At 73.0% G+C, this 25,583-nt stretch carries 22 protein-coding genes and 1 pseudogene; 1 reads left to right on the top strand and 22 read right to left on the bottom strand.

Translation table 11 applies throughout. The features are described 5' to 3' along the window. Positions 1–292: 292 nt before the first annotated feature. Positions 293–1,030: pseudogene (locus IO40_RS39790) on the top strand (murein hydrolase activator EnvC family protein); the annotation flags it as partial. A gap of 304 nt (positions 1,031–1,334) precedes the next feature. On the opposite strand, the gene IO40_RS0110745 reads toward IO40_RS39790, so the two are convergent. From IO40_RS0110745 to IO40_RS0110640, 22 genes are all read right to left on the bottom strand, one after another. Beyond that, a complete protein-coding gene (locus tag IO40_RS0110745) occupies positions 1,335–1,901 on the bottom strand; it encodes a TetR/AcrR family transcriptional regulator (RefSeq protein ID WP_016470121.1) in 567 nt (188 codons plus the stop codon). 577 nt (positions 1,902–2,478) lie between these two features. Beyond that, complete coding sequence (whiG, locus tag IO40_RS0110740; protein WP_016470120.1) at positions 2,479–3,333, bottom strand: RNA polymerase sigma factor WhiG; 855 nt, start codon at positions 3,331–3,333, stop codon at positions 2,479–2,481. Positions 3,334–3,631: 298 nt separating this feature from the next. Further along, positions 3,632–4,909: a DNA-processing protein DprA gene (dprA, locus tag IO40_RS0110735; protein WP_031175317.1), complete on the bottom strand. Its 1,278-nt coding sequence runs from the start codon at positions 4,907–4,909 to the stop codon at positions 3,632–3,634. Beyond that, positions 4,906–6,525, bottom strand: a complete 1,620-nt coding sequence (locus IO40_RS0110730; protein ID WP_016470118.1) for a YifB family Mg chelatase-like AAA ATPase — start codon at positions 6,523–6,525, stop codon at positions 4,906–4,908. The genes dprA and IO40_RS0110730 overlap by 4 nt, the downstream gene beginning before the upstream one ends. Further along, a complete protein-coding gene (locus IO40_RS38710; RefSeq protein ID WP_079042458.1) occupies positions 6,525–7,001 on the bottom strand; it encodes a YraN family protein in 477 nt (158 codons plus the stop codon). The genes IO40_RS0110730 and IO40_RS38710 overlap by 1 nt, the downstream gene beginning before the upstream one ends. Positions 7,002–7,681: 680 nt before the next feature. After that, positions 7,682–8,005 carry a DUF2469 domain-containing protein gene (locus tag IO40_RS0110720; RefSeq protein ID WP_016470116.1) on the bottom strand — a complete coding sequence of 108 codons (324 nt, stop codon included), beginning with the start codon at positions 8,003–8,005 and terminating at the stop codon, positions 7,682–7,684. A 39-nt stretch (positions 8,006–8,044) separates the two neighbouring features. Beyond that, positions 8,045–8,785 carry a signal peptidase I gene (lepB, locus tag IO40_RS0110715; RefSeq protein ID WP_031175316.1) on the bottom strand — a complete coding sequence of 247 codons (741 nt, stop codon included), beginning with the start codon at positions 8,783–8,785 and terminating at the stop codon, positions 8,045–8,047. 122 nt (positions 8,786–8,907) lie between these two features. Then, a complete protein-coding gene (lepB, locus tag IO40_RS0110710) occupies positions 8,908–9,948 on the bottom strand; it encodes a signal peptidase I (protein WP_033228771.1) in 1,041 nt (346 codons plus the stop codon). Continuing rightward, positions 9,842–10,873: a signal peptidase I gene (gene lepB / locus IO40_RS33415; protein WP_079042493.1), complete on the bottom strand. Its 1,032-nt coding sequence runs from the start codon at positions 10,871–10,873 to the stop codon at positions 9,842–9,844. The genes lepB (IO40_RS0110710) and lepB (IO40_RS33415) overlap by 107 nt, the downstream gene beginning before the upstream one ends. 379 nt (positions 10,874–11,252) lie before the next feature. Next, the gene (gene lepB, locus IO40_RS0110700) at positions 11,253–11,969 is read right to left on the bottom strand and encodes a signal peptidase I (RefSeq protein ID WP_016470112.1); all 717 of its coding nucleotides are present in this window, start codon (positions 11,967–11,969) and stop codon (positions 11,253–11,255) included. Between the two features lie 44 nt (positions 11,970–12,013). Further along, complete coding sequence (rplS, locus tag IO40_RS0110695) at positions 12,014–12,364, bottom strand: 50S ribosomal protein L19 (RefSeq protein ID WP_016470111.1); 351 nt, start codon at positions 12,362–12,364, stop codon at positions 12,014–12,016. Between the two features lie 197 nt (positions 12,365–12,561). Continuing rightward, a complete protein-coding gene (gene trmD, locus IO40_RS0110690) occupies positions 12,562–13,464 on the bottom strand; it encodes a tRNA (guanosine(37)-N1)-methyltransferase TrmD (protein ID WP_016470110.1) in 903 nt (300 codons plus the stop codon). Further along, positions 13,461–14,012: a ribosome maturation factor RimM gene (gene rimM, locus IO40_RS0110685; RefSeq protein WP_030406931.1), complete on the bottom strand. Its 552-nt coding sequence runs from the start codon at positions 14,010–14,012 to the stop codon at positions 13,461–13,463. The genes trmD and rimM overlap by 4 nt, the downstream gene beginning before the upstream one ends. 162 nt (positions 14,013–14,174) lie before the next feature. Next, complete coding sequence (locus IO40_RS0110680) at positions 14,175–14,414, bottom strand: RNA-binding protein (RefSeq protein ID WP_016470108.1); 240 nt, start codon at positions 14,412–14,414, stop codon at positions 14,175–14,177. Between the two features lie 2 nt (positions 14,415–14,416). After that, positions 14,417–14,869, bottom strand: a complete 453-nt coding sequence (gene rpsP, locus IO40_RS0110675) for a 30S ribosomal protein S16 (protein WP_016470107.1) — start codon at positions 14,867–14,869, stop codon at positions 14,417–14,419. Positions 14,870–15,158: 289 nt separating this feature from the next. Beyond that, positions 15,159–15,818 carry a hypothetical protein gene (locus IO40_RS0110670; RefSeq protein WP_016470106.1) on the bottom strand — a complete coding sequence of 220 codons (660 nt, stop codon included), beginning with the start codon at positions 15,816–15,818 and terminating at the stop codon, positions 15,159–15,161. A 358-nt stretch (positions 15,819–16,176) separates the two neighbouring features. Beyond that, positions 16,177–16,695 (bottom strand): GNAT family N-acetyltransferase, encoded by a 519-nt coding sequence (locus IO40_RS0110665; RefSeq protein WP_225843421.1) that lies wholly within the window; start codon positions 16,693–16,695, stop codon positions 16,177–16,179. 690 nt (positions 16,696–17,385) lie between these two features. Next, entirely contained in the window at positions 17,386–18,954 is a 1,569-nt protein-coding gene (gene ffh, locus IO40_RS0110660; RefSeq protein ID WP_016470104.1) for a signal recognition particle protein, read from the bottom strand. 143 nt (positions 18,955–19,097) lie between these two features. After that, on the bottom strand, positions 19,098–21,710 hold the full coding sequence (locus IO40_RS0110655) for a [protein-PII] uridylyltransferase (protein WP_016470103.1): 2,613 nt from the start codon (positions 21,708–21,710) through the stop codon (positions 19,098–19,100). Beyond that, positions 21,707–22,045 (bottom strand): P-II family nitrogen regulator, encoded by a 339-nt coding sequence (locus tag IO40_RS0110650; protein ID WP_016470102.1) that lies wholly within the window; start codon positions 22,043–22,045, stop codon positions 21,707–21,709. Before IO40_RS0110650 ends, IO40_RS0110655 begins: the two co-directional genes overlap by 4 nt. Then, on the bottom strand, positions 22,042–23,364 hold the full coding sequence (locus IO40_RS0110645) for an ammonium transporter (RefSeq protein ID WP_030406927.1): 1,323 nt from the start codon (positions 23,362–23,364) through the stop codon (positions 22,042–22,044). The genes IO40_RS0110650 and IO40_RS0110645 overlap by 4 nt, the downstream gene beginning before the upstream one ends. Positions 23,365–23,692: 328 nt before the next feature. Further along, entirely contained in the window at positions 23,693–25,276 is a 1,584-nt protein-coding gene (locus tag IO40_RS0110640) for an NsdA family TPR-like regulatory protein (RefSeq protein ID WP_033228706.1), read from the bottom strand. Positions 25,277–25,583: the final 307 nt, after the last annotated feature.

Genomic DNA, 25,583 nt, shown 5'->3' with positions numbered 1-25,583 from the left:
ACCGGGTGAGGGTGGCGGGGCGTGCGAAGTCAGCCCGGTCGCCCGGGCCGCACCAGCAGTGTACGGGACCGCAGGGGGCGCCCGCGCCGGGCGGGGGCGGAACGGCCTGGAGACGGCGCCGCACGACGGATACGGGCACCGTTCCCGGGGAGCGGTGCGTGTGGGGGGCCAGAGCCTCGCGGTGCGTCTCCCCGTCACTCGTACGGGTGGCCGACTTGTCCACAACTCTGCAGTTACCCACAGATCTCGTCCATGATCCCCGCCACCCGCCGATCCGCTCCACGGTGGTCGCATGACATGGCACGGGCCCCCGGCGAAGGGGGCGGACGACAGCGGACGGTCCGGTCCGGCACCGGGCACCAGAGCGCCGGGGCGGTGCGGAGCACTCGTCGCCCTCCTGGCGACGGTGCTGGTCGCCCTGTCGGTGGCGGGGCCGGGGGCCCTGGCGGTGACGGGGGCCGCCACCGTGCCGCCGGCATCGTGGGCGAGCGCACAACCGGTGGCGTCATGGCCGGGCGCTCGGCCGGCGGTGTCCGGACCCGTTCCCTCCGGTGAAGCGGGGCCCATGGCCAGGCTCCCGGCCGGGACCCACCCCTCACGCGTTGCCGGGACACCGACTCCCGCCGCTGCGGAGGAGAAGGACAGCGCCAAGATCGCTTCCACCGCATGGGGCGGCGCCCGCGAGGGGGCCGGCGGTAAGGCCCGGCCCGGACGGTTCTGGCCGGTCGAGGGGGCCGAGGGCGCACGCCGGCCACGGGTGCCCCGCGGCTGGGATCCGCCTCCCCAGCCCTGGGCGCCGGGGCACCGAGGTGTGGATCTGGCCGCCCGTCCGGGCCAGCCGGTGCTGGCCGTGGCCGACGGCAAGGTGTCCTTCGCGGGGAAGGTCGCGGGCCGCGGCGTCGTCTCGATCGAGCTGACGGGCACAGGGGAGCCGCCCCTGCGCACGACGTACCAGCCACTGCGGCCCTCTGTACGCAAGGGCGACCGGGTGCGGGCCGGCGACCGGGTGGGTACCGTCACCCTGGGGACGCACTGCCCCCGCAGCTGCCTCCACTGGGGTCTGCTGCGCGGACGCCGCTATCTGAACCCGCTGTCTCTCCTGCCGGCGTGGCTGCTGGGCGGGCGCTCCAGACTGCTCCCGGTCTTCGGCGTACCGCTGCCGGCCACGACGGAGCCCGCGGCCGGAAGAGAGCGTGAAGTGGGCCGGCCCCGGACCGCGGGCGGCCCGGCGGACTGGACCGCCGCCTGCGTTCTTACGGCGGCAGCGCTCTGGTCACGGTGGCGCCTGGGCGGCGGACTCCCCGCGACGGCACCCCGCCTGCGGGTGGCAGGGATCAGGAGGCCCGGCCGCAGACGCCGTGGAGCGCCATGGAGACCGCGGCGGCGGCGATCTGCTCGGGGTCTTCCGCAGCGCCCAGCTCGATACGCCGCACCCCCGCATCCACCACACCCTGGAGCAGCATGGCGGCCAGCCGCGGCTGCTCGTGGCCGAGATCGCCGAGGGCTTCGACGACCATGGAGATCAGCCCGCCGTGGGCGGCCCGGATTCGCTCACGGGCCCCGGCGTCCAGCTCACCGGCGGAGATCGCGACAACCGCGCGGTGCCGTCGGTCGCCGACGAGGGTGAGCTGTTGGCGGACGTACGCCTCGACCTTTCCCGCGGGCGTCTGCGCCTGCCGCATCGCCGATTCGACTTCCGCGGCCCATACCGGGAAGTCGACGGCGCACAGCTCTTCCACGACGGCGGCGCGGGAGCGGAAGTACTCGTACACGGAGGAGCGCGCGAGGCCGGTGCGCTGAGCGAGTGCGGGGAAGGTCAGTGCTTCCGTTCCGCCCTCGGACAGCAGCGACCGTGCGGCATCCAGCAAGGCCGCGCGCTGCATGGTCCGGTGCTCGGCCACGGAGGCCGCTCGAATCCTGGGCACGTCCCTAGCTTACGGATCTCCCGTCGAGACCGGCACGGGTCCGGGACGATTCTCCTGGTCCGGCCGGGTGCGGGGCGGGTTCCGGCCGTCGGCGGCGGCCCTGTGCGCGAGCGGCCGGCGTGGACGCCCGCCCCGGCCGGACGTCCACGCCACGGCGTCCGCGTGAACGCGGAAAAGGAGCGAACAGCCGGCGGTTGCCGGGTTGCCGGGCCACTGCCGCCGGCCCGGACAGTGCGAGCGGCCGGGAAGGGGCGGGACTCCGGGACGGCGCAGAGGGCCAAGGCAGCGCGAACGGCCGGGGTGGCCGGGGTGGCTGGCCCCAGTGGCCGGGGGGCGAGGTGGCCGGGGTGGCCGAGGTGGCCGAAACGGGGAAGACGGCCCGGCGCGCAGCCCGGGCAGCCGGGCCAGGAAGGACGGCCCGAACGACGGGGACCGCCCGAACAGTAGGGGCCAGGCCCCGGGCAGCCGGTGCGCAGCCAGGCACTCGCACGAAGGGGGCCGACCGAGCAGCGCGGCGGCGCCGACTGATCAGCGCGGGGAAGCGGCCGACCGCTCAGCGGCCGGCGTCGGCCAGTTTGGCTCGAAGTTGCAGAACCGATTTGGTGTGGATCTGGCTGACCCTGCTCTCGGTGACCCCGAGCACTTGCCCGATCTCGGCCAGGGTGAGCCCCTCGTAGTAGTAGAGGGTGACCACGGTCTTCTCCCGCTCGGGCAGGGTGTTGATGGCCCGGGCCAGCAGACGCCGCAGCTCCCGGTCCTCGGCGACCTCCACCGGGTTGTCGGCGGCGGTGTCCTCCAGCGTGTCCACCAGGCTGAGCCGGTCGCCACCCTCCCCGCCGACGTGCAGCAGCTCTTCCAGGGCGACGACGTTGGCCAGCGACAACTGGCTGAAGACCCCGTGCAGTTCCTCCATCTCGATGCCCATCTCGTCGGCGACCTCGGCTTCGGTGGGGCTGCGCCGCAGGCGGGCTTCGAGGGTCGCGTAGGCGCGTTCGACGGCGCGGGCCTTCTGCCGTACCGAGCGGGGGATCCAGTCCAGCGCTCGCAGCTCGTCGATCATCGCGCCGCGGATCCGGGTGATGGCGTACGTCTCGAACTTGATGGAGCGCGAGGGGTCGAACTTCTCGATGGCGTCGATGAGTCCGAAGACTCCGGAGGAGACGAAGTCGGCCTGCTCGACGTTGGCGGGCAGGCCGACGCTGACCCTGCCCGCCACGTACTTGACCAGCGGGGAGTAGTGCAGGATGAGCTGCTCGCGCAGCCTGCTGTCCGCGGTGGCCTTGTAGGACCGCCAGAGTTCATCCAGCGAGCTGGGCGCAGTCCTGGGCTCGTCCTCGTCGACCGCGGTCCGCGCGGCTGCGGAGGCCGCTGGGGAGGTACGGTCGGGCCCGGAGATGTGCTGAGGCATGCGTCGCCTTGAGCCGTTCTGCTGGGTAGTGGTGGTCGGTTCTGGTACGGAAACGTGCTCTCGCGAAAGAGACGCGGTGAGCGTAGCGTGACCGTGGCGTCGCGGTGAGCGACGTATTGTTCTTCCTCCTTCGCGCCGACGTTCTTCCCTCCACGGTGACGGGGCGGGTCCGTGGGGCGGGTGCGGCGCCGGTGACCGGGCACGGGGCCGGAGCGCGGGGCTCTGGGGGCCGCAGCGTCCCAGCGGGCGCGCACGGTTCAGCTTTTCACCCGATAGCCCCAGGTCAAGGACCGCCTCATCACTCGATGGGGTTTCGCTTGCCGTACCGGGTCAACTGCCATTGCCCGCCGTCCCGTTCGACGTACCCGAGAGCCCGTAGCTCATGGAGCCGGCTGAGGGTGAGGTCCGGCGGCACACCGGCCGCGCATCCGATGCGAGCCGCGTCCGCCGTCCCGCGACCGGGCACGGCTTCGAGCACTCGTGTGAGTGCGGGACTCAGGGCGTCGCGCGGCACGGCGGGGCCGCGTCGGGCAGGCGCCAGCTCCCCCATGTGCCCCACCAGTTCGATCACTTCGTCGGCATCGGTGACCACCGTGGCCTCCCCTCGCAGCAATTCGTGCACCCCCTGGGACAGGCCCGAGGTGACCGGGCCCGGCATCCCCATGACGTGCCGTCGAAGGGCGAGCGCACGCCGCGCGGTGACCAGCGCCCCGCTGCGCAACGCGGCCTCCACCACGACCGTGCCCCGCGTGAGCGCGGCGATCACCCGGTTACGGAGCACGAACCGGCTGCGGGTCGGGTGGCTGCCGGGCGCCAGTTCGGCGATCAGCAGTCCGCGCTCCCGCAGGGTGCGGATCAGCTCCTGGTTGCCGGGCGGATAGGCGACATCGGCCCCGCACGCCAGAACGCCGACGGTCGGGCCCCGTACGGCGAGGGCACCCCGGTGCGCGGCGGCGTCGATGCCGTAGGCCGCCCCCGAGACGACCGTCCAGCCCCGTTCGGCGAGCCCGGCCCCCAGGACCGCGGCGCAGTGTGCGCCGTACTCCGTGCAGGCACGGGCGCCGACCACGGCGACCGAGCGCAGAGCCCACACGCGCAGTGAGGGAGCGCCGCACACCCACAGCCCGATCGGTGCAGCATTGCCCAGGTCGTCGAGCTGGCTGGGCCATTCCGCGTCGCCGGGGCAGACGAACCGGCCGCCGCACCGTTCGATCGCGGCGAGGTCGGTGTGCGGGCTGACGGCGGCGGCGCGCAGCCGCAGCCCCGCCCAGCGCTGTTCGCCGGCCCCGGGCAACGGCACCCCGCAGCCGCGTACGGCCCGCACGACGGCGCCCGCACCGTAGGTGGCGACCCATTGGCCCACCAGTTCGTCACCCGGTTCCGTGATCCGGGTGAGCGCTGCTCTGGCGACCTTTTCCGGCCAGGCGGAGCTGCCGCCCGGCGGGGACGGACTCGCCTGGGCTTCCTCCGCCGCTTCCTGGGGACCTGTCCGGGCTGTCGGACCGGTCCCGGGTGGTGCGGCAGCACGTCGGCTGTCGTCCGCGCCGGACACCTCGGGCAGCTGTTCGGCCGTCATGCGGACACCCCCGGCAGCAGAGCGCCCCGGCGGATGCCGCTGCGCAACAGCAGTGCGAGGTTGACGTCGTCCCGGGTGGGCCGTGGGTGCCCTGCCAGATCCGCGACCGTCCAGGCGACCCGCAGCACCCGGTCGAGGCCGCGCGCGGTGAGGAGGCCGCGTTCAAGGTCGTCCTCGGCCTCCACGAGCGCCCCGGACACCGCGGGGTGACGGGTGCGCAGTTCGTGGCCCGGCACTTCGCTGTTGGTCTTCCACGGAGTACCCGCATAGCGTGCCGCGGCGCGTTCCCTGGCCTCCAGCACCCGGGCGGCCACCTCGGCGGTGGACTCCGCCCGGCCACCCACCGTGGCCAGTTCCGAGCGGGCGAGCGGCTCCACCCGCACGCGCAGGTCCACCCGGTCCATGAGCGGTCCCGAGAGCCGGGCACGGTAGCGGCGTACCGTCGAGGGCTGGCACTCGCACGTACCGCCCGGGCTGCCGTGCCGGCCGCAGGGGCAGGGGTTGACGGCCAGGACGAGCAGGAAACGGGCCGGCATGCGCATCATCCCGGCGGCCCGCGCGACGACCACACAGCCGGACTCCAGCGGCTGCCGCATGGCATCCAGTACCCGGGCACTGCATTCAGCGGCCTCGTCCAGAAAGAGGACGCCATTGTGGGCGAGGGAGACCGCTCCGGGGCGGGGCAGCCCGGAGCCGCCGCCGACGAGCGCCGCCATCGTCGCCGAGTGATGCGGGGCGCAGTAGGGCGGCCGGGCGACGAGCGGCTGACCCGGCGGCAGCGCCCCGGCCACCGAGTGGACGGCCGTGACCTCCAGCGCTTCCTTGCGGCTGAGCGGGGGCAGCAGCCCCGGCAGCCGCTCGGCGAGCATCGTCTTGCCCGCACCCGGCGGGCCCTTGAGCAGCAGGTGGTGACGGCCCGCGGCGGCGATCTCCAAGGCGTACCGGGCGTGGCCCTGTCCGGCCACGTCCGCGAGGTCCACGGGGCGCTCTTCTGCCCGCAGGCCGGTCAGTCCGGGTGAGAGCGCGCCGAGTCCCGCGAGGTGGGTGCGGGCCGCCTCGGGCAGACCGCCGTCACCGGGCTCTTCCGGCTCGTCCGGTACGGGCTCGTCGTTGAGCACGGCGAGCAGTTGGCGCAGGCTGCGGATCCCGATCACAGAGACGTCCGGGACCAGCGACGCCTCGGCCGCCGCCTGCTCGGGGACCACCACCTGCCGGTATCCCGCGTCCGCGGCGGCCAGTACGGCGGGCAGGACACCCCGCACCGGCAGCACCCGGCCGTCCAGGCCCAGTTCGCCGATCATCACCACGGAGGCGATCTGGCGCGGGTCGATGCACTCGGCGGCGGCCAGGACGGCGCAGGCCACCGCGATGTCGAAGCCGCTGCCGCCCTTGGGCACCGAGGCCGGGCTGAGGCCCACGGTCAGTTTCTTCTGCGGCCAGGGCACTCCGGAGTTGACCACTGCGGCCCGCACCCGGTCGCGGCTCTCGGTCAGGCTCTTGTCGGGCAGACCGACGAGGGTGAAGGCCGCGACACCCGGTTCCAGATCGGCCTGTACCTCGACGGGGACGCCCTCCACGCCGACGAGCGCCACCGCGCAGGTCCGTGCGAAACCCATCAACCCACCCCCCGCACATGCTGGACGACGGGCGCACCCCGGTGCGGGAGAACGATGCCGACGAGGTCGAGACGGACCCCTCCCACCGGCGGCCGGCCGTACCGGGCCAGCCAGCTCTCGCTCAGCCAGCGGGCGGCGAGGCGGCGCAGCCGCGCCGTCTTGGCGGGCGGCAGGCTCTCCATGGGGTGCTGGAAAGGGCCCGCCCTGCGGGTCTTGACCTCGCAGATCACGATCGCGTCGCCGTCACGGGCGATGAGGTCGATCTCCCCTTCGGCGCAGCGCCAGTTGCGTTCGAGTACGGCCATGCCCATCTCGCGCAGCCGCCGGGCCGCCAGGTCCTCGCCGTACCGGCCGAGTGCTTCCCTGGCCCGGGCAGGACCGGCCGCTCCCCGCGCAGCGCCACGCCTCGCGGCCCCGGACCGCGCAGCCCCCGACCGCGCGGGGCCGGACGGCGCGAGACCGGACCGCGCAGGCACGGACCGCTCACGCCCGGATTGCGCAGGGCGGGTCCGCGCCTGGCCGGATCGTGACGGGACGGGTCGTACCTGGCCGCCTCCCGCCGGGGCGGTTCGCGCCGCTGCGGCAGACCCCGGATCACCGCCCCGCAGGGAGGCGCCCAGCGCACCCGTTCCTCCCGCCGGACGCATGCCGCCGACCGCAGTGGGTGCGTCGGCCGGGGGCGCCGCCCGCCCCGTACCCCCGATCTGACGTGTACCGCCGATCCGACGTGTCCTCTCACCCGCACCCTCCGCACCGGGCGGATCGGCACTTCCGCCCCGCGGCGTAGCGGCGGGCAGACGGTCCCCCGGACCGGATTCGGACAGGCGGGCTCCGGGCCCCGTCCCCCGGGTCCGGCCACCACGCCGCTCCACGGCCGGGGGCGAACCGGCAGCCCTGTCCGGGACTCCCCCGGGGCCGGGCCTCGCTCCGGTGCCCGGCCCTGCGTGTGTGCGTGCGGCGCCTCGCGCTGCGCTGGTATTCATGCACACCACCTCCGGAACCGACTCTGACGGCCCCGGAGGTGGTTGTGGGATCTTGCTCTTTTTCTGTGGAGAACCCGCCGGTTGTGGACAACTCGGTCACTCACACGAGTGACGCCCCCGCAGCACCGGCCCCGCGCCCCCGGCCCCGGCCCCGGCCCCGCGGGCAGGCTGTCTCAGCCCTTGAAGCCCGTGTCCTCGGGCAGATCCAGTTCGCTCTTGTTCAGTTCCTCGATGTTCACGTCTTTGAAGGTGAGCACCCGCACCTGTTTGACGAACCGGGCCGGCCTGTACATGTCCCACACCCAGGCGTCCGCCATCGAGACCTCGAAGAACACCTCTCCCTGGACCGAGTGGACCTGCATCTCGTAGTCGTTGGTGAGATAGAAACGCCGGTCTGTCTCGATCACGTATTTGAACAGCCCGACGACGTCTCTGTACTCCCTGTAGAGCTTCAGCTCCATCTCGGTCTCGTACTTTTCGAGGTCCTCGGCGCTCATGGCATGTTCCCCTTCAGCCGTGCGTCCCCCCATTGTGCGTCACCCGGCGCTACGACGGGCCGACATGGCGCGGCGCCGCGCGAGCGGTCCGTATGCCGCGCCGCCCAGCACCAGCGCGGCTCCCACGACGACGGCGCCCAGTGCGAGGGGCAGGGGGCCGTGCTCCGAGGTGCCGCCCGGCATGGCGGCGAAGCCGGGGGCCTCGGGCAGCATGCCGAGACCGTCGACGGGCCAGGCCACCGCATCCACTCTGCCTTTGACAGCCGAACGCGGGACCGCGCCGTGGTCGCGGTCCTCCAGGTGCGTGCGGGAGTCGAGCGAGTCCTGCCGGTTGTCCCCCAGCAGGAACAGCTTGCCCTCGGGCACCGTCGTCGTCTCGAAGGCGCGCTCCGAGTCCTGGGCCCCGTCGCGCAGATACGGTTCCTCGACGCTCTTTCCGTTGACCGTGAGGCGGCCCCGCGCGTCGCAGCAGGCCACCTTGTCGCCGCCGACGCCCACGACTCGTTTGACCATGGGGACCGAGCCCCACACCCCGTCCTGGAAGACGACGACGTCGCCACGGCGTATTCGGGCGCCGTCCACCCGTTCGGCCAGTACGCGCGAGCCGGCCTTGACGGTGGGGTCCATGGAGTCGGTCGGCACCGTGTACGGCTGGTAGAGGACGGCTCCCCATACGAAACCGCCGAGGAAGAGCACAAGGCCGAGGGCCACGGCCACTCCGGACAGTCGATTGCCCAGACGGCCGCGGCCCTCTGCTGTGCGTTCGGCGTTGCTGCTCACTTCTTCGGCACTCCCGGTCCTCCGCCGCGGCCTCGCGGGGCGCGCGGCCCCCGACGGCGTTGCGGCCGGGTCCGCGCCCTCGCAGATCTGCGCGGCACCCTATCCAGGAGTACGGGGAACAGTCAGCCCTTGTTGCCCGTCGGCACCACGAGGGTGCTCTTACGGACTGCGGTCCGCTGCCGCCGGCGCCGCCACAGCACCAGCGGAACGGCGCCGGCGAGGCCGGCCGCGCCGGGTGCGGCGTCGAGAGCACGTGCCTGGATGCCCTGCTGGTCGAACGTGTCGGGCACCGGCAGGGTGCCCCAGCGGCTGATCGGCCAGGCGCGGACGATGGCCCGGCCCACGACCTCCTTCTCCGGGACGAAACCGCTTCCGGGCTGGTTCATGTGGTAGCGGGAGTCGAGGGAGTCCTGGCGGTGGTCACCCATCACCCACAGCTTGCCCTCGGGCACCTTGACCGGCCCGAACGGCTTGTCGTCGCACGGGGTGTTGCCCGGGTAGATGTACGAGCTCTCTTCCAGCGGGGTGCCGTTGACGCGGACCTTGCCGCCCTTCTTGCACTCCACCGTGTCCCCGCCGACCGCGATGACCCGCTTGATGAGGTCCTTCTCGTTGGCGGAGGGCATCAGACCGATGAAGCTGAGCGCGGTCTGGAAGAAGTTCTCCTCCACCTGGGCCTCGGGCAGCCAGCCGCCCGGATCGTGGAAGACGACGACCTCGCCGCGCTCCGGGGTGGACCCGAACCACGGGGTCAGCTTGTCCACCAGTACCCGGTCACCGCGCTGGAGGGTGTCCTGCATCGAGTCGGAGGGGATCGAGAACGCCTGCACCAGGAAGGTCTTGATGATCAGCGCAAGAACCAGCGCGATGCCGATGAGCATCGGCAGTTCCTTCCAGAAGGGGCGCTGTTTCTTCACGTCCTTCCCGGCCTTTCCGGACTGCTCCGTCCCGGAGTCGTCCCGCGGCGGGTCGTCCCCGGGGTGGTGGAAGCCACGTGGCTCGTCCCCAGCCGCTCCGGAGGCCGCTGCCGTCCCGTCGGTATCGGCGGTCACGCCGTCACTCTCTCTTTCCACGGCCGGTGGTCCTGCGTCGTCCGCCCTGCCGTCCGCACCAGGACGTTCGTTCTCCGGGTACCCGGAACCGGACCGTGCGCCGACCGCCAAGTCCCCCACATCCACTCCTCACACTGCGCATTCGCCTGCCCCGCAGTCGGTACAGGCCCACCACTCCCATAACGAGCGGAAGTTCCGCAGACAACGGGAGTTGCGCCACTCGATTGTCACGGCCCTCGGGCGGCGGTGCCGCGGCGCCAGGGGCGTCCGGCACCGAAGCGTAGGTCGCGGGTTCCTCCAGCCGTCGCCAGTGGTCGATCGGCCACGCGATGACGACCGCTCTTCCAACGATCCGGTCCTCCCCGATCGTTCCATGTTCCGCGTCCCGCAAGTGGTAGCGCGAGTCGGCCGAGTCGGCCCGGTGGTCCCCCATGACGAAAACGCGCCCCTGGGGAACGGTCACCTTGAACTTCGTCCGCGAGGGTTCATTGCCCGGATGGATGTACGGCTCGTTCAGCGGGGTGCCGTTGACGGTCACCCGTCCCTGCCGGTCGCAGCAGCGTACGGTATCGCCGCCGACCGCGACGACGCGCTTGATGAGGTCCTGCTCGTCGTCGGAGGGCAGCAGTCCGATGAACGTCAGGAACTCCTTGCCCTGCTTGATGCCGGGCGGAGGGTCCTTCTTCTCCTTCTCGCCCGTGGTGTCGTTGTCCAGCCAGCCACCGGGGTCCTCGAAGACGACCACGTCACCGCGGTCCGGCTTGGCGCCGAACCATGGGGTGAGTTTGTCGACCAGTACCCGGTCTCCGACCCGGATGGTCTGCTCCATGGATCCGGAGGGGATCACGAACGCCTGCACCAGGAACGTCTTGAGCACCAGCGCCATCAGCAGGGCGGTGCCTATGAGGACGGGGATCTCCTTGGTGGCGGACAGCCGACGGCGGCGCTTGATCCGCTTGGCGGCCCGCCTCCGTTCGGCCCGCCCCTGGCCCGGCCGGCGCAGCGGTGCCAGCTCTTCCCCGGGGCCCGCTCCCACTGCGGGAGGGGGCTCGAGAGGCTCGCCGTGCGCGCCCTGGCCCGGCGGTACGGCGCCGGGAGAGTCCTGTCCGGAAAAGGGCACTCCCTGGTGCTGCCACGGGGGTACGTCCTGGTACGGCGCGGGGGGTTCGGCGGGGTGGGCGGCAGGGGCGTCCGGGTACGCGGAGGGCGCCTGCCATGGAGGGGACGTGGCGGGCGTCGCGTACCCGTACGGCCCCTGGTGGCCGTACGTCTCCGCGTCGTAGGGCTGCGCATGATTTTGGCGCGGCTCCCCTTCGCCATGGGACCCCGCGTCGCCGTGGGAGCCCGCACTGCCATAGGGCCCCGCATCGCCGTACGGGTCCGTGGGGCCGCCGGTTCCGTATCCGCCCGCCGGGTCACTCATCGGCGCCGCCCGCGCCCGCGGGAACCGAGCCGATACGCCCCAGGGGCCACCCGATCCAGTCGGCCCGTCCGATCACACGGTCCACGGGAACGGTGCCGCCTCCGGGGTCGCCGAGGTGGTCGCGGGAATCGCTGGAGGAGGCACGGTGGTCGCCCATCACCCACAGCCGCCCGGCGGGGACGCGGGTCTCGAAGGGCACGTCGGAGGGGGCGTCGCCGGGGTACAGATAGTCCTCGTTCACGGGCCGCCCGTTCACCTCGATCCTCCCCCGCCTGTCGCAGCAGCGCACAAGGTCGCCGCCGACCCCGATGACGCGCTTGACGTAGTCGGTCTCGGCGGGCGGCACCAGTCCGGTCGCGGCCCCGGCCTTGCGCAGCGCGGTCGTCACAGGGTTCGCGTCCGGATCGGCCTCCCCGGAGAACGAGTCCGTGCCGTCGAAGACGACGACATCACCGCGCTGCGGTCCGCCGCCGAAACGGTAGGCCAGCTTGTTCACGAGCACCCGGTCCCCCACCCGGAGGGTCGGATCCATCGAGGCGCTCGGGATGCCGAAAGGCTGCACGATGAACGCATTGCTCAGCAAGAGCGCCGCCAGCACGGCCCCCGCGTAGAGGGCCGCACGCACGAAGCGCGACCTGCCCCCCGTTCCCTCGTCGGGACCGGAGGAGCGGTCGCGCTCCGGTTCGTCCTGCTCTGCCTGGGTGTCCATCGGGCGGAAGCCTAACCGGCGCCGCGCGCACCCAGGACGGGAGATCAGCTCTCGCGCTTCTCCTTGATCTTGGCGGCCTTGCCGCGCAGGTCACGCAGGTAGTACAGCTTGGCGCGGCGGACGTCACCGCGGGTCACGACCTCGATCTTCTCGACGATCGGGGTGTGCACCGGGAAGGTGCGCTCGACGCCGACGCTGAAGCTGACCTTGCGGACGGTGAAGGTCTCGCGCACGCCCGAGCCCTGGCGGCGGATGCAGACGCCCTTGAACTGCTGGACACGGGAGCGGTTGCCCTCGATGACGCGGACGTGCACGTTGACCGTGTCGCCCGGGCGGAAGGCCGGTACGTCGTCGCGCAGGGAGGCGGCGTCGACGCTGTCGAGAAGGTGAGACATGTCCGTCTGCTTTCCTCGCTGATGCCACAGGTCATCAGCGGCATATCGTGATTCCGGTCGGGGAGCCGTCACTCGCGGCGGGCGTCGGTCCCCCTGTGGCAGGGTCGCGCGCCGCATGTGAGGCAGCGGTCCATTCTTCCACGGCCCGGCCCTTCCACCCAAATCGGCCGCCCGTTCCCCGCCGGCGGACGGACAGCTCAGCGCTCCTCGCCGGCCCGCTCGCCCTCGCCGGCCTTCTCGTTCTCGTCGGCTCGCTCGTCCTCTCCGCCCCGCTCCTTCTCGCCGGCCCGCTCGTCCTCGTCGGCCCGCCGCCAGTGCCCGTCGGTGCCCTGGCGCCAGCCCAGAGCCTCCAGGGTCGCCCGGTCGTGCTTGTCCAGGGCTTCCGGGTCGCAGCGTTCGATCAGATCCGGCCGGTTGGCAGCCGTACGGGCGAACGCCTGGTCACGGCGCCAGCGGGCGATCCTGCCGTGGTGGCCGCTCAGCAGCACCTCGGGGATGCCGTGGCCGCGCCACTCCGGCGGCTTGGTGTAGACGGGCCCCTCCAGCAGATCGGCCATGGCGCCGGGCGCGAAGGAGTCGTCCTGGTGCGAGGCGGCGTTGCCCAGGACGCCGGGCAGCAGCCGGGCGACGGCCTCGACCATGACGAGCACCGGCGCCTCCCCTCCCGCGAGCACGTAGTCGCCGATGGAGACCTCGCGTACGTCGAGGCGGGCCGCGTACTCGTCGATGACCCGGCGGTCGATGCCCTCGTAGCGGGCAGGGGTGAAGACCAGCCACGGCTTGTCCGCCAGCTCGACGGCCAGCTCCTGGGTGAAGGGCCGGCCACTGGGGGTGGGGACGACGAGAACCGGTGCGCCCAGGCCGGGCTCTCCCCCGGCGAGGATCTCGTCGAGGGCCTCGCCCCACGGCTCGGGCTTCATGACCATGCCGGGACCGCCGCCGTAAGGGGTGTCGTCCACGGTGTGGTGCTTGTCATGCGTCCAGGCGCGCAGGTCGTGGACGCGGACGTCCAGCACGCCGCGGGCCCGGGCCTTGCCGACCAGCGAGACGTTCAGCGGCTCCAGGTACTCGGGGAAGATTGTGACGATGTCGAGTCTCACGCCTGGCTCTCCCCGCCCGGCCGGGCCTCTTCCGCGCCCGCCTCGTCGAGCAGACCGGGCGGCGGGTCGACGACGGCACGCTGGGCCTCCAGATCGACCTCGGGGACGATCTCGCCGACGAAGGGGATCAGCAGCTCGCCGCCGTCCTCGCGCCGGACGACCAGCAGGTCCTGTGCGGGCAGGTGGGCGATGCTCTCGATGCGCCCGACGACGGTCCCGTCCCGGGTGACGACCTCCAGGTCCTCCAGCTGGTGGTCGTAGAACTCCTCCGGGTCCTCGGGCCGCTCCTCGGGGTCGATCTCGGCGACGAGCAGGGTGTTGCGCAGTGCCTCGGCAGCCGTGCGGTCGCCGACCCCCTCGAAACGCAGCAGCAGCCGGCCGCTGTGCACCCGCCCGGAGGCGATGGTCAGCGGCCCGGCCGAGGGCGGGTCCGTGGCCAGCACGGCGCCGGGCGCGAGCCGCAGCTCCGGCTCGTCGGTCCTGACCTCGACGGTGACCTCGCCCTTGATGCCGTGGGCGCGGCCGATCCGCGCGACGACTAGCTGCACTGTGCTTCTCCGTGCTCGGTACTCATCCGTACGTAACCGCTCCGCCCGTGCGCGACCGCGCCGTCCGCCGCCGCGGGGCGGAGGCGGGGCGGGCGAGCGCGACAACGGGCCGGGGACGGCATGGCTGCCGTCCCCGGCCCGTGCCGGTGCTGCATACCGCTCTCAGCGGACCTGGTCCACGTCGACGAGGTCGACACGGACGCCGCGGCCACCGAGAGCTCCCACGACGGTGCGCAGAGCGCGCGCGGTGCGGCCACTGCGGCCGATCACCTTGCCGAGGTCGTCGGGGTGCACCCGGACCTCCAGCACACGCCCGCGACGCAGGTTGCGGGCAGCGATCCGCACCTCGTCGGGGTAGTCGACGATGCCCTTCACGAGGTGCTCGAGGGCCTCCTCGAGCATCCTCAGTCCTCGGTCGACTCAGCGGCGGCCGACGCGTCGGCCGACTCTTCCGCCTTCTTGTCGGCCTTGTCGGCCTTCTTGGCCTTGGGGGTGATGGCCTCACCCTGCGGCTCGTCGGCGGACTCCTTGGCCACGGCCTCGAAGAGGGCGCGCTTGTCGGCCTTCGGCTCGGGAACCTTCATCGGCTCCGGGGCGGGCAGACCCTTGAACTTCTGCCAGTCGCCGGTGACCTTGAGGATCGCCTCCACCGGCTCGGTCGGCTGGGCGCCGACGCTGAGCCAGTACTGGACGCGCTCCGAGTCGACCTCGATACGCGACGGGTTCTGCACCGGGTGGTACAGACCGATCTCCTCGATGGCCCGGCCGTCACGGCGGGTGCGGGAGTCGGCCACGATGATGCGGTAGTGAGGCGAACGGATCTTGCCCAGACGCTTCAGCTTGATCTTGACTGCCACGGGTGTGGTGTCTCCTGGTCTTGACGTGGGTGGACACATCGGACTGCCACGTGGGGTTGAGGCGCCGGGGTGTCCGATGGACGCGTCAGCCGGAGGAGAGAGGGATCCTGTGCGGCTGCCGAGTTCAGCCGACCATGATGCCACACCTCAGGCCCCCGCCCGAAACCGCCCCGTCCCGCCCCCGCGGCACCTGGCATGCGGTGCCACCGGGGCGGGACGGGGACCGGGAAAGACGGAAGACTGACGGAGGACCGACAGGACGGACGGCGGGGTGGCGGCCTGCGCCGTCTCAGCCCACGGGGACCGGTTCGCCCTTGGCGGCCGGCTCCGCGGGGATGCGGAACTGCTTGCCGCAGGCCCCGCACATGATGGGCGCCTGGGCCAGCACCGAGGGGACCACGCGGACGTTGCGCCCGCAGTCGCAGACGGCCTTGACGCGGACGCCGCCGCCGGAGGAGCCGTGCCGGGCGGCGGGGCCGCGGAAACTGCGTCCGCTGTCGGTCTCGGTCGCCGCGCTGTACGCCTTCAGGGCGCGCTGGAGGCGTTCGATGGTGGGGCGGTAGCGCCGCCGCGTCTCCGGGGTGAGGACCACGAGGGAGAAGCCGCTGCTGGGGTGCGGTTCCTCGGGGTGGTCGAGCCCCAGCTCCTCGGCGATCGCCAGGAAGCGGCGGTTGTGGTAGCGGCCCGCCCGCGAGGTGTCCCGGACGCCGCGGGCGGCGGCGATGCCGTGGACTGCCTCGTGCAGCAGCCGTTCGAAGGAGAGACCGGTGCCGCATGCGGACGAGGACTCTCCGATGAGGGATTCGGGCGCGGCCAGGTCCGGCAGCTCGGAGTGGTGCCGTTGAATGTCGGCCCAGGCGGCTGCCAGCTCGGCGGCGAGTACAGGTGGTGTCGTGCTCACGTCGTTCCCAACGAGCGGGAGTGCCTCGGTGTTCCGATTCCGGGGCATCGCAAATATTTTGCACGTACCAGTCAGTCAGCACGGTTGCGGGGGAGATGGGCGGGAGCCCCGAACTGCGGCCAAGCTCGGCACCCGCCGCATCCCGGGACGTATCGCCGCCCCGGCAGGCCCGCGCGCCCCGCAAGGACTCCCCCGCAACAGCGGCCCGGGCCTGGGGCGCGGTTGCCCTGTGCCACGCACGCCGAGAGCACCCCTCCGCACGGACCGCGGCCCGGCGAGGTGACCCACGCGGGGCATGGTACGGACCGGCGCACCGCGCCCCGCACGGAGGGCACACACACTGTGGGCGGCGCCCTCCGCAGGGAGCGCGCCCCGCGGCCGGCCATGCGCGCGGCGCGCAAGGGGGTCAGTCCACGCCCGGCCACTCCTCGGCGGTCAGCGCGAAGCGCTCGTGGTCGCGCCAGTCACCGTTGATGTAGAGCATCCGGGGCGAGAAGCCCTCGTGCCGGAAGCCGAGGCGCTTGGCCATGGCCAGCGAGCGCTCGTTCTCCGGCTGGACGTTGATCTCCAGCCGGTGCAGCGCCAGACCGTCGGGCCCCGGCTGGAAACAGCGGTCCACCACCAGCCGCAGCCCCTCGGTCATCCGCCCCGTACCCGCGTAGGGGAGGTAACTGTCGTACCCGAGGGCACCGTTGCGGAAGCGGGCGCGGACGATGTTGGCCACGTTGACGCGGCCGACGAGCCCGTCGTCCTCACGGTCGAGGATCAGGAACGTCCGCAGCGCGGGCCCTTGGCGGCGGAGCAGGTCGGGGAAGCCGTCGGGCTCGACGGGGTTCCACGGACGGAGGTGGTCTGCCGACCTGGTGACGGCCTCACGGTAGAGCTGCTCGTCGGAGGACCGCGGCGGGCGGATGTATACGCGCATGGTCGCCATCATCCGCCTTCCCCGCGGCAGGCTCACGCGGGGGCTGGCCCCGCGTGAGGGCCGGGGGCGCCCCCCGGGGCCGCAGGCTCACGCGGGGCACCCCCGCCCTCGCGAGGGCGGGGGTGCCCCGAGGCCGGGCAAGGCCCGGAGGGCCGAGAAGGCCGGAGGGCCGAGAAGGCCGGAGGGCCGAGAAGGCCGGAGGGCCAGGAGTCAGGAAGCCGAAAGAGCCCGGGGAGAGGAGACCCGCCGCCCCGGAGGCCTGAAGACGAGCAGCGCCGACGAAGCCGTCACCCGTACGAGGACACCCGGCGGGCGCCCCCGCCCGTCGGCGTGGACGACCCGGCCCGGCGGTCACCGAGCCCAGGCGTGCCCGGACACCCCGGAGCCCAGCCCCACAGCAATGCAGAAGGCCACAACGAGCAGCACGGCAGGTCCCGAACCCACCGGACCCCCAAGGCCCGAACGCACCGGACCGCCAAGGCCAGGCACCGGCAGACTGCCAGGCCGACAGGCCCCAGCCCCGCGGTCCGGCAGACCGACGGACCCGAGCCCTGCGGGCCGACAGGCCGACAGACCCACAGGCCGAGCCCACCGGGCCGGCAGGGTCCGGAAGCCGCGGGAGGCACGGACCGTGACCAGCGGAAAAAAGCCCCTGCCATCACCGGCCGGCGGCGCCCGCCGCCGGTGCCGTCACTTCGGGGGCAGCATGTCCTTGAACTCCTGCGGGAGTTCGAAGTCCCCGGGGTCCTGGCCCGCGCCCGGCAGGCCGAACGCGCCGCCCTGGCCGGCCTGCGCCCGGCGTTCGGCGGCGGCCTGCTCCTCCTGCTTGCGCTTCATCGGGTTGCCCGACTGGCGCTTGCCCTTGGCCTTCTTCTGCTTGCCCTTCTTCTTGCCGCCCCCGCCGCCGGGGAGCCCCGGCATCCCGGGCATCCCCGGCATGCCGGGCATACCGCCGCCCTGGGCCATGCGGGACATCATCTTGCGGGCCTCGAAGAAGCGCTCCACCAGGTTCTTGACGGCGCTGACGTCCACACCGGAGCCTCGCGCGATCCGGGCCCGGCGCGAGCCGTTGATGATGGTCGGCTCGGCGCGCTCCTGCGGCGTCATCGACTTGATGATCGCCGCGGTACGGTCGACCTCGCGCTCGTCCAGGTTGTTGATCTGCTCCTTCATCTGGCCCATGCCCGGCATCATGCCGAGCAGCTTGGAGAGCGAGCCCATCTTGCGGACCTGCTCCATCTGGGCCAGGAAGTCGTCGAGCGTGAACTCCTTGGGGCCCTTCGCCAGCTTGGCGGCCATCTTCTCGGCCTCTTGCCGGCTGAAGGTCTGCTCCGCCTTCTCGATCAGCGTGAGCACGTCGCCCATGCCGAGGATGCGGGACGCCATGCGGTCCGGGTGGAACGCGTCGAAGTCGTCCAGCTTCTCGCCGTTGGAGGCGAACATGATCTGCTTGCCGGTGACCTGCGCGACCGAGAGGGCCGCACCACCGCGCGCGTCACCGTCGAGCTTGGAGAGCACCACGCCGTCGAAGCCGACGCCCTCCTGGAAGGCCTCCGCCGTGGTGACCGCGTCCTGACCGATCATGGCGTCCACGACGAAGAGGACCTCGTCGGGGCTGACCGCGTCCCGGATGTCGGCGGCCTGCTGCATCAGTTCCTGGTCGATGCCCAGCCGGCCGGCGGTGTCGACGATCACCACGTCGTGCTGCTTGTCGCGCGCGTAGACGATCGAGTCCTCGGCGACCTTCACCGGATCGCCGACGCCGTTGCCGGGCTCGGGGGCGTAGACCGCCACACCGGCCCGCTCCGCGACGACCGAGAGCTGGTTGACCGCGTTGGGACGCTGGAGGTCCGCGGCGACCAGCATGGGGGCGTGCCCCTGCTGCTTGAGCCAGCGGCCCAGCTTTCCGGCCAGCGTCGTCTTACCGGCGCCCTGGAGGCCGGCCAGCATGATGACGGTGGGCGGGTTCTTGGCGAACCGCAGGCGCCGGGTCTCGCCGCCGAGGATGCTGATCAGTTCCTCGTTGACGATCTTGATGACCTGCTGGGCCGGGTTCAGCGCCTGGGAGACCTCGGCCCCCAGGGCGCGCTCCTTGACCTGCTTGATGAAGGCGCGGACCACGGGCAGGGCGACGTCCGCCTCGAGCAGGGCGATGCGGATCTCGCGCGCGGTGGCGTCGATGTCCGCCTCACTGAGGCGCCCTTTGCCCCGGAGGTTCTTGAACGTCGCACTCAGGCGGTCGGAAAGGGTGTCGAACACAGCGCTCGTCGGTCCTCGGGTCGGTTGGCGGAGTCAATCCCTGCCAAGGGTAGCCGCCCTGCCGGCGGGGCCACCCCGCCTGTCCCGGTTGCGGCCCACGCCGACGTGCTGCGCCCCGCGCCCCGGCCACCGGCTGGGCCGGGTCAGCACAGTGCGGCCTCCAGCCGCCGGACGAGACGGGCGGCGGTCGCCTCCGGCAGGGGTGCACCGTGCGGGTCGGTCAGATAGAAGGCGTCCACCGCGTTGCCGCCGAGGGTGCCGATGTGGGCGCTGCGGACGCGGACGCCCGCCTCGTCGAGGACGCGGCTGACGCGGTACAGCAGGCCACGCGCGTCCTGGGCCCGCACCTCGACGACCGTCGCGGTGCGGGAGGCCGTGGGTACGACGCTCACGCGGGGCGGCGGGGAGAAAGCGGCCCCGCGGTGGGTCTCCTGCCCGGCTCCGAGGCGGGCGGCGAGGTCGAGGGAGCCGCCGAGTACCCGTACGAGGTCGGCGCGGAGCCGTTCCGTTCCCGGGACGGTCCCGAAGTGGGCGGCGACCTGCCAGGTGAGGAGCAGGACACCGGTTGCCGGGCCGGCCCTGCCGTCTGCCGTGACGGGCGGGGCCGGCACCTGCCGGAGCCGGGCCGCGTGAACGGTGAGGCGGTGCAGGGCCAGCAGCCCCGCGACGGCGGACAGCGCCCCGGGCCGGTCGGGCAGTGCGATGCGCAACTCGACACCGGAAGAACAATCAGCACCAGACAAATCACACGAATCGGGAGAGCCAAGGGCTCCACCCCCGCCGACAGTGCCGGAGGAATCGGCGTCCCCCCAGGTGGCGAGGCCCCGACTGCCGGGTGCGTCGGCGGTTCTCAGCACCGGGCAGCCCGTGCGCCGCACCTCGCCGACCAGTTGCTCGTCCTCGGCGCCGAGCACCCCCTCATGCGGGTCGGCGGTGACGGCCTCGCCCGCCAGGACGGCGTCCACGCGGGCCACCAGTGTGGCCACCAGCGAGGCGCGCCACGGGCTCCAGGCGGCGGGGCCGGTGGCGAGGGCGTCGGCTTCCGTGAGGGCGTGGAGGAGGGCGAGGGTGCCGCGGCTGCGGACGGCCTCGGCAACGGTGTGCAGGGTGGCCGGGTCGGTGATGTCGCGACGGGTCGCGGTCCGGACGAGCAGCAGGTGGTGGCGGACGAGGAGGGCGAGGGTGCGGGTGTCGGCGTCGTCGAACCCGAGACGCGGTGCGAGGCCGCGGACGAGTGCGGCGCCGGCGTCGGCGTGGTCGCCGGGCCGCCCCTTGCCGATGTCGTGCAGGAGTGCGGCCGTCAGCAGCAGGTCGGGGCGGTGGACGCGGCGGGTGAGGGCGGCGGCCCGGACGGCGCATTCCAGCAGGTGGCGGTCGACGGTCCAGCGGTGGACGGGGTCGCGCTGGGGGCGGCAGCGGACGTGGTCCCATTCGGGGAGCAGCCGGGTGATCAGGCCGGCCGCGTCCAGGGCTTCCCAGACGGGTACCGCCGCCGCTCCCGCGCCGAGCAGGGCGACGAAGTGTTCGCGTGCCTGCGCGGGCCAGGGTGTGGGCAGGTCGGGTGCCGTGCGCGCGAGTCTCCGTACGGCGGCCGGGGCGAGCGGGAGGGCTGCCCGGGCGGCTGCGGCGGCGGCCCGCAGGGGCAGTACGGGGTCGCGGTCGGGGCGGGCGCCCTCCGCGAGGGCCGCTTCGCCGTCGTGGGCGACGACTCCGTCGGCCAGGGGCGTGCGTTCTGGTGCGGCGCCTGCCGCCGGGCGCCCTGCGTGCAGCAGGCCGTGCAGCCGCACGGCACGCCGGGCCACGGCGCGGGGCCGCAGGACGCGTTCGACCTCTCGCCAGGTCACGTCGGCGGCGTGGGTGACGACGGCGGCGGACCGGCAGGCGTGGCGCAGCAGGGCGTCGGCGTCCGGGAGGCCGAGCGCCTCCGCGACCTGGTGCTGGTCCTGGAGGCAGAGGCGGTCGGTGGCGCGTCCGGTGGTCAGGTGGAGGGCGTCGCGGATGTCGAGCAGGGCGTCCTGTGCCTCGCGGAGTCCGTCGCGGGGTGCGTCGGCGAGCCAGGAGGCGGCCACGGCCCGCAGCGCGGTCAGGTCGCGCAGTCCGCCGCGGGCCTCCTTCAGGTCGGGTTCGACCAGGTACCGCAGGTCGCCGTGGCGGCGGGCGCGTGCGGCGGCCAGTTCCCGCAGTCCGGGCAGCCGGGTTGCGGCGTCGCTGCGCCACTGGGTGAGGGCCGCGGCGCGCAGTGCGGTGGTCAGTTCCTTCTCGCCGGCCACGTGGCGGGCGTCCAGCAGGCCGAGTTGGACCTTCAGATCGTGGGCTGCGGCCCGGCGCGACTGGGCGGGGGTGCGTACGGAGTGGTCGAGGGCGAGGCCGAGGTCCCAGACGGGGTACCAGAGGCGGTCGGCGAGCGCCGCCACCTCACCGGCGGGAACGCCCTCGTCGTGCAGCAGGAGCAGGTCGAGGTCGCTGCGCGGACAGAGCGTGCCGTGTCCGTAGCCGCCGACGGCCACCAGGGCCGTGCCCGCCGGGGGTGCGGCCGTCGCGAAGAGTCCGGCCAGCCAGCGGTCGGTGAGGGCGGCGAGGGCGCGGCGCCGTTCGGGGCCGGGCAGACCGGGGTTCCGCAGGAGCCGCACCCGGGCGGCGGCGTACTCCTCGCCGTGGCCGTCGCCGTCATGCGCCGGGATCCGCGGCTGTGCCGTACGCGCGGGGCGAAGGGCCGCCGGCGGCCGTCGGGGGGCGGTGCGGGCCGGCTTCTTCACAGCGCGTCCGGTCCCCGCTCGCCCGTGCGGACACGGACGGCGGTCTCGACGGGGACGACCCACACCTTGCCGTCGCCGATCTTGCCGGTGCGGGCGGCCTTGACGACGATCTCGGTGAGCTGTTCGGCGTCCTGGTCCTCCACCAGCACCTCGATACGGGCCTTGGGGACGAGGTCCACGGTGTACTCGGCGCCCCGGTAGATCTCGGTGTGGCCGCGCTGGCGTCCGTAGCCGCTGGCCTCGGTGACGGTGAGGCCCTGGACGCCGAACGCCCGCAGCGCCTCCTTCACCTCGTCGAGCTGGTGCGGCTTGATGACGGCGGTGAGGAGCTTCATGCGTCCACCTTGTGGTCGAGGCTGCCGGGCTTGTCGTCGCGGGCGGTGCCGGCCGCGCCGGTGGCGGACGCGGGGCCGCCGGAGGGAGCCACCGGGGCGCCGCGCCGCCGGGCGGCGGAGCCGCCGACGGCACCGAAGTCGTAGGCGGTCTCCGCGTGGAACACCTGGTCCACGCCGGCGGTCTCGTCGTCGGCGTCGGCGCGGAAGCCGACGGTCACCTGCACCAGCTTGGCCAGCAGCCAGGAGACGGTGAAGGAGAACGCCAGCACGGAGAACGCCCCGAGGGCCTGCTTGCCGAACTGGGCCGGGCCGCTGACCCCGTCGACCGCCAGGAAGCCGACCAGCAGCGTGCCGATCAGACCGCCGACCAGGTGCACGCCGACCACGTCGAGCGAGTCGTCGAAGCCCAGCTTGTGCTTGAGCGCGACCGCCCAGCAGCAGACGGCGCCCGCCACCACACCGATGAGCAGCGCGCCCAGGGCGTCGACCGAGGCTCCGGCGGGGGTGATGGCCACCAGCCCGGCGACGGCGCCGGAGGCGGCACCCAGTGTGGTGCAGGCCCCGTGCCGGATCCGTTCGTGGACGAGCCAGCCGGCGACGGCGGCACCGGTGGCGACCTGGGTGTTGAGCGCCATGGTGGCGGCGCTGCCGTCGGCGGCGAGCGCGGACCCGGCGTTGAAGCCGAACCAGCCGAACCACAGCAGGGCGGCGCCCAGAACGACCAGCGGCAGATTGTGCGGGCGCATCGGTTCCCTGCCGAAGCCGATGCGCTTGCCGACCACCAGCACGGCGGCCAGCGCACCGATCCCGGCGTTGATGTGGACGGCGGTGCCGCCCGCGAAATCGATGACCTCCAGGTCGTGCAGCCAGCCCCCCTCGGCCCACACCCAGTGGGCCACCGGGAAGTAGACGAGAGTGACCCACAGGGTCATGAAGAGCGTCCAGGCGCCGAACTTCACACGGTCGGCGAGGGCTCCGCTCATCAGCGCCGGGGTGAGGACGGCGAACATCATCTGGAACAGGACGAAGGCGAAGACCGGGATACCGTCCTTGGCGGTCAGGGAGGCGGGCGAGAGGCCCTTGAGCGCGGCGAGGTCGAGGTTGCCGATCAGTCCCGCGGTGTCGGGGCCGAAGGTCAGCGAGTAGCCGATGAGCACCCACAGCACGCTGACGACCGCGAGCGAGACGAAGGACATCATCAGCATGTTCAGGACGCTCTTGACCCGGACCATGCCGCCGTAGAAGAAGGCGAGGCCGGGTGTCATCAGCATCACGAGAAATGCGCTGACGAGGACGAACGCGGTATCCGCACCGTTCACTGTGGGCGTCTCCTCGGTTGGCGGCCCGCGCGGGCCGGAGCGGCGGGGATGGCTTGTCCGCCACTGTCCCCGCGCCCGGTTTCGACCGCCGCCGCCCGATGTTTCACGACCGTGAAAACCCGCCGCCCGGTGTTACGAGGAGATGAAGCGCCGTCCCCGCCCCATCCCGGCGGCACCACGATCCGCCCCGTACGCGGGTCGGGGCGGGATCGCGGCTGCCGGCGCGGGCGCCGTGGGCGACGACCGGTTGCCCGGACGGGGAGCACCGTTCGCCCGCCACGCCCCGGGCGACGCCCGGAAACGCCCGGGCGACGCCTTCAGCGGGGCGTCACCCGGCCGCCGCCTCGCTTGCCGGGAGTTCGGCGCGGAGCCGTTCGCTCAGGTCCACGACGTCGGCGACCCCGCCGAATTCGCTGACCGCTCCGGCCGCGGTGCGGCGCAGCCGGTTGTTGACCCGCTCGGAGCGCAGCCGCTTGGCCAGGCCGAGGGCTTCGCTGACGCGCGCCACGCAGCCCTCGGGCTCCTTCTGGAGCAGGTGCACGCTGGCCATGCCGATCAGGTTGAGCGCGTAGCTGCGGCGGTGGCCGCCGCCCTCGTTCTCCTCGGCCTCGCGGCCGAAGAGGTCCACGGCGCGTTCCATCGGCGGCCGGGCCAGGGAGGCGTAGGTCGGGCTGCGGCCGGAGGAGTAGGCGAGGTCCCGGTAGGAGTGGGCGTTCTCCGCGCACAGTTCGGCCTCGGAGAAGAAGCGGATCCAGTCGGGGTCGGGGTCGGCGCGGCCGATGTCGGAGAAGGTCTCCTCGGCCATCCGCACGGCGCGCTTGCACTTGCCGGGATGCCCCATGTTGGCGTAGGCGCGGGCCTCCACGGCGTGGAGCATGGCCTGGGTGCGGGGGGTGGAGCCCTCGCGGCTGCCGTACTGGGCGAGGTGGATGAGCTCCAGGGCGTCCTCGGGGCGGCCCAGGTGGATCATCTGGCGGGCCATCTTGCTCAGGACGTAGGAGCCCAGGGGCCGGTCGCCGGCTTCCTTGGCGGCGTGGAGGGCGAGCACGAAGTACTTCTGGGCGGTGGGCTGGAGGCCGATGTCGTAGCTCATCCAGCCGGCCAGTTCGCACAGTTCGGCGGTGACGCGGAAGAGGCGGCGCCGGACCGGTTCGGCGTGGGATTCCTGGAGCAGGTCGGTGACCTCGTGGAGCTGTCCGACGACGGCTTTGCGGCGCAGTCCTCCCCCGCACTGGGCGTCCCAGACGCGGAACATCTGGGTGGTCTGTTCCAGCAGTTCGAGTTCGGGCGGGGACAGCGGCGCCCCGCGCCGGGTGCCGGTCGCGGCCACGGTGACCGCCGTGCCCGCGCCCGTGCGGGTGGGCTCGGCCGGCTGGGAGGGTCCGGGGCCGGTCCTGGGGCGGTGGGCGCGGGCGGCGGGGAGGGCCGCCTCCTGCGGGGTGCCGGGGACCAGCCAGCGCTGCATGGGTTCGATCAGTGCGGGCCCGGCGGACATGGCCAGCGAGTTGCCGAGGAAGCCGCGGCGGGCCAGCATCAGGTCGCTGCGGGTGAAGTCGCTGATCAGGGCGACGGTCTGGGGGCCGGCCCAGGGCAGGTCGACGCCGGAGGAGGCGGGGGACCGCCGTGCGGGCCGCAGGCCCAGGTCCTCGACGGCCACGACGCAGCCGAAGCGTTCGGAGAACAGATCGGAGAGGATGCGGGGGATCGGTTCGCGAGGCTGTTCTCCGTCGAGCCAGCGGCGCACCCGGGAGGTGTCCGTGCTGATGTGGTGTGCGCCCAGTTGGCGTGCCCGCCGGTTGACCTGGCGTGCCAGTTCTCCCTTGGACCAGCCACTGCGCACGAACCACGAGCCCAGCCGCTCGTTCGGGCTCTTGCCCGTCCGGCCTCGCTCAGTCACTGGTAACGCCCCCATCCCGCCTCGGCGACCCGCGCCGGGCCGGTGCCGGTCCGCGCTCCCCCGCGCGCCCCGCCGGCGTCCACGACCCCGCCATGCCTGAGGCATAGTCCGCTGCCGCACTCTCTCCCTGCGTGCACCGACAGTAATCCTACGATCACGAGCGAGACGAGTGTAATTGCAGAATCGCCACCATTCGCCACCCCTTCGAATGAACATCGGAGCGCTCACAGGCGCTTGACTTGACAGTGGGCATCCACCCCGGAGACGAACGACCCCGATCCCGCCTTCCTCAGCCCTCCGGCCGTCACTGTCCGCAACATCC

The organism is Streptomyces albus subsp. albus (assembly GCF_000725885.1).
GTDB lineage: Bacteria > Actinomycetota > Actinomycetes > Streptomycetales > Streptomycetaceae > Streptomyces > Streptomyces albus.
The sequence above is the reverse complement of the archived record's forward strand: the minus strand, read 5'-3'. Positions and strand labels throughout refer to the sequence as shown.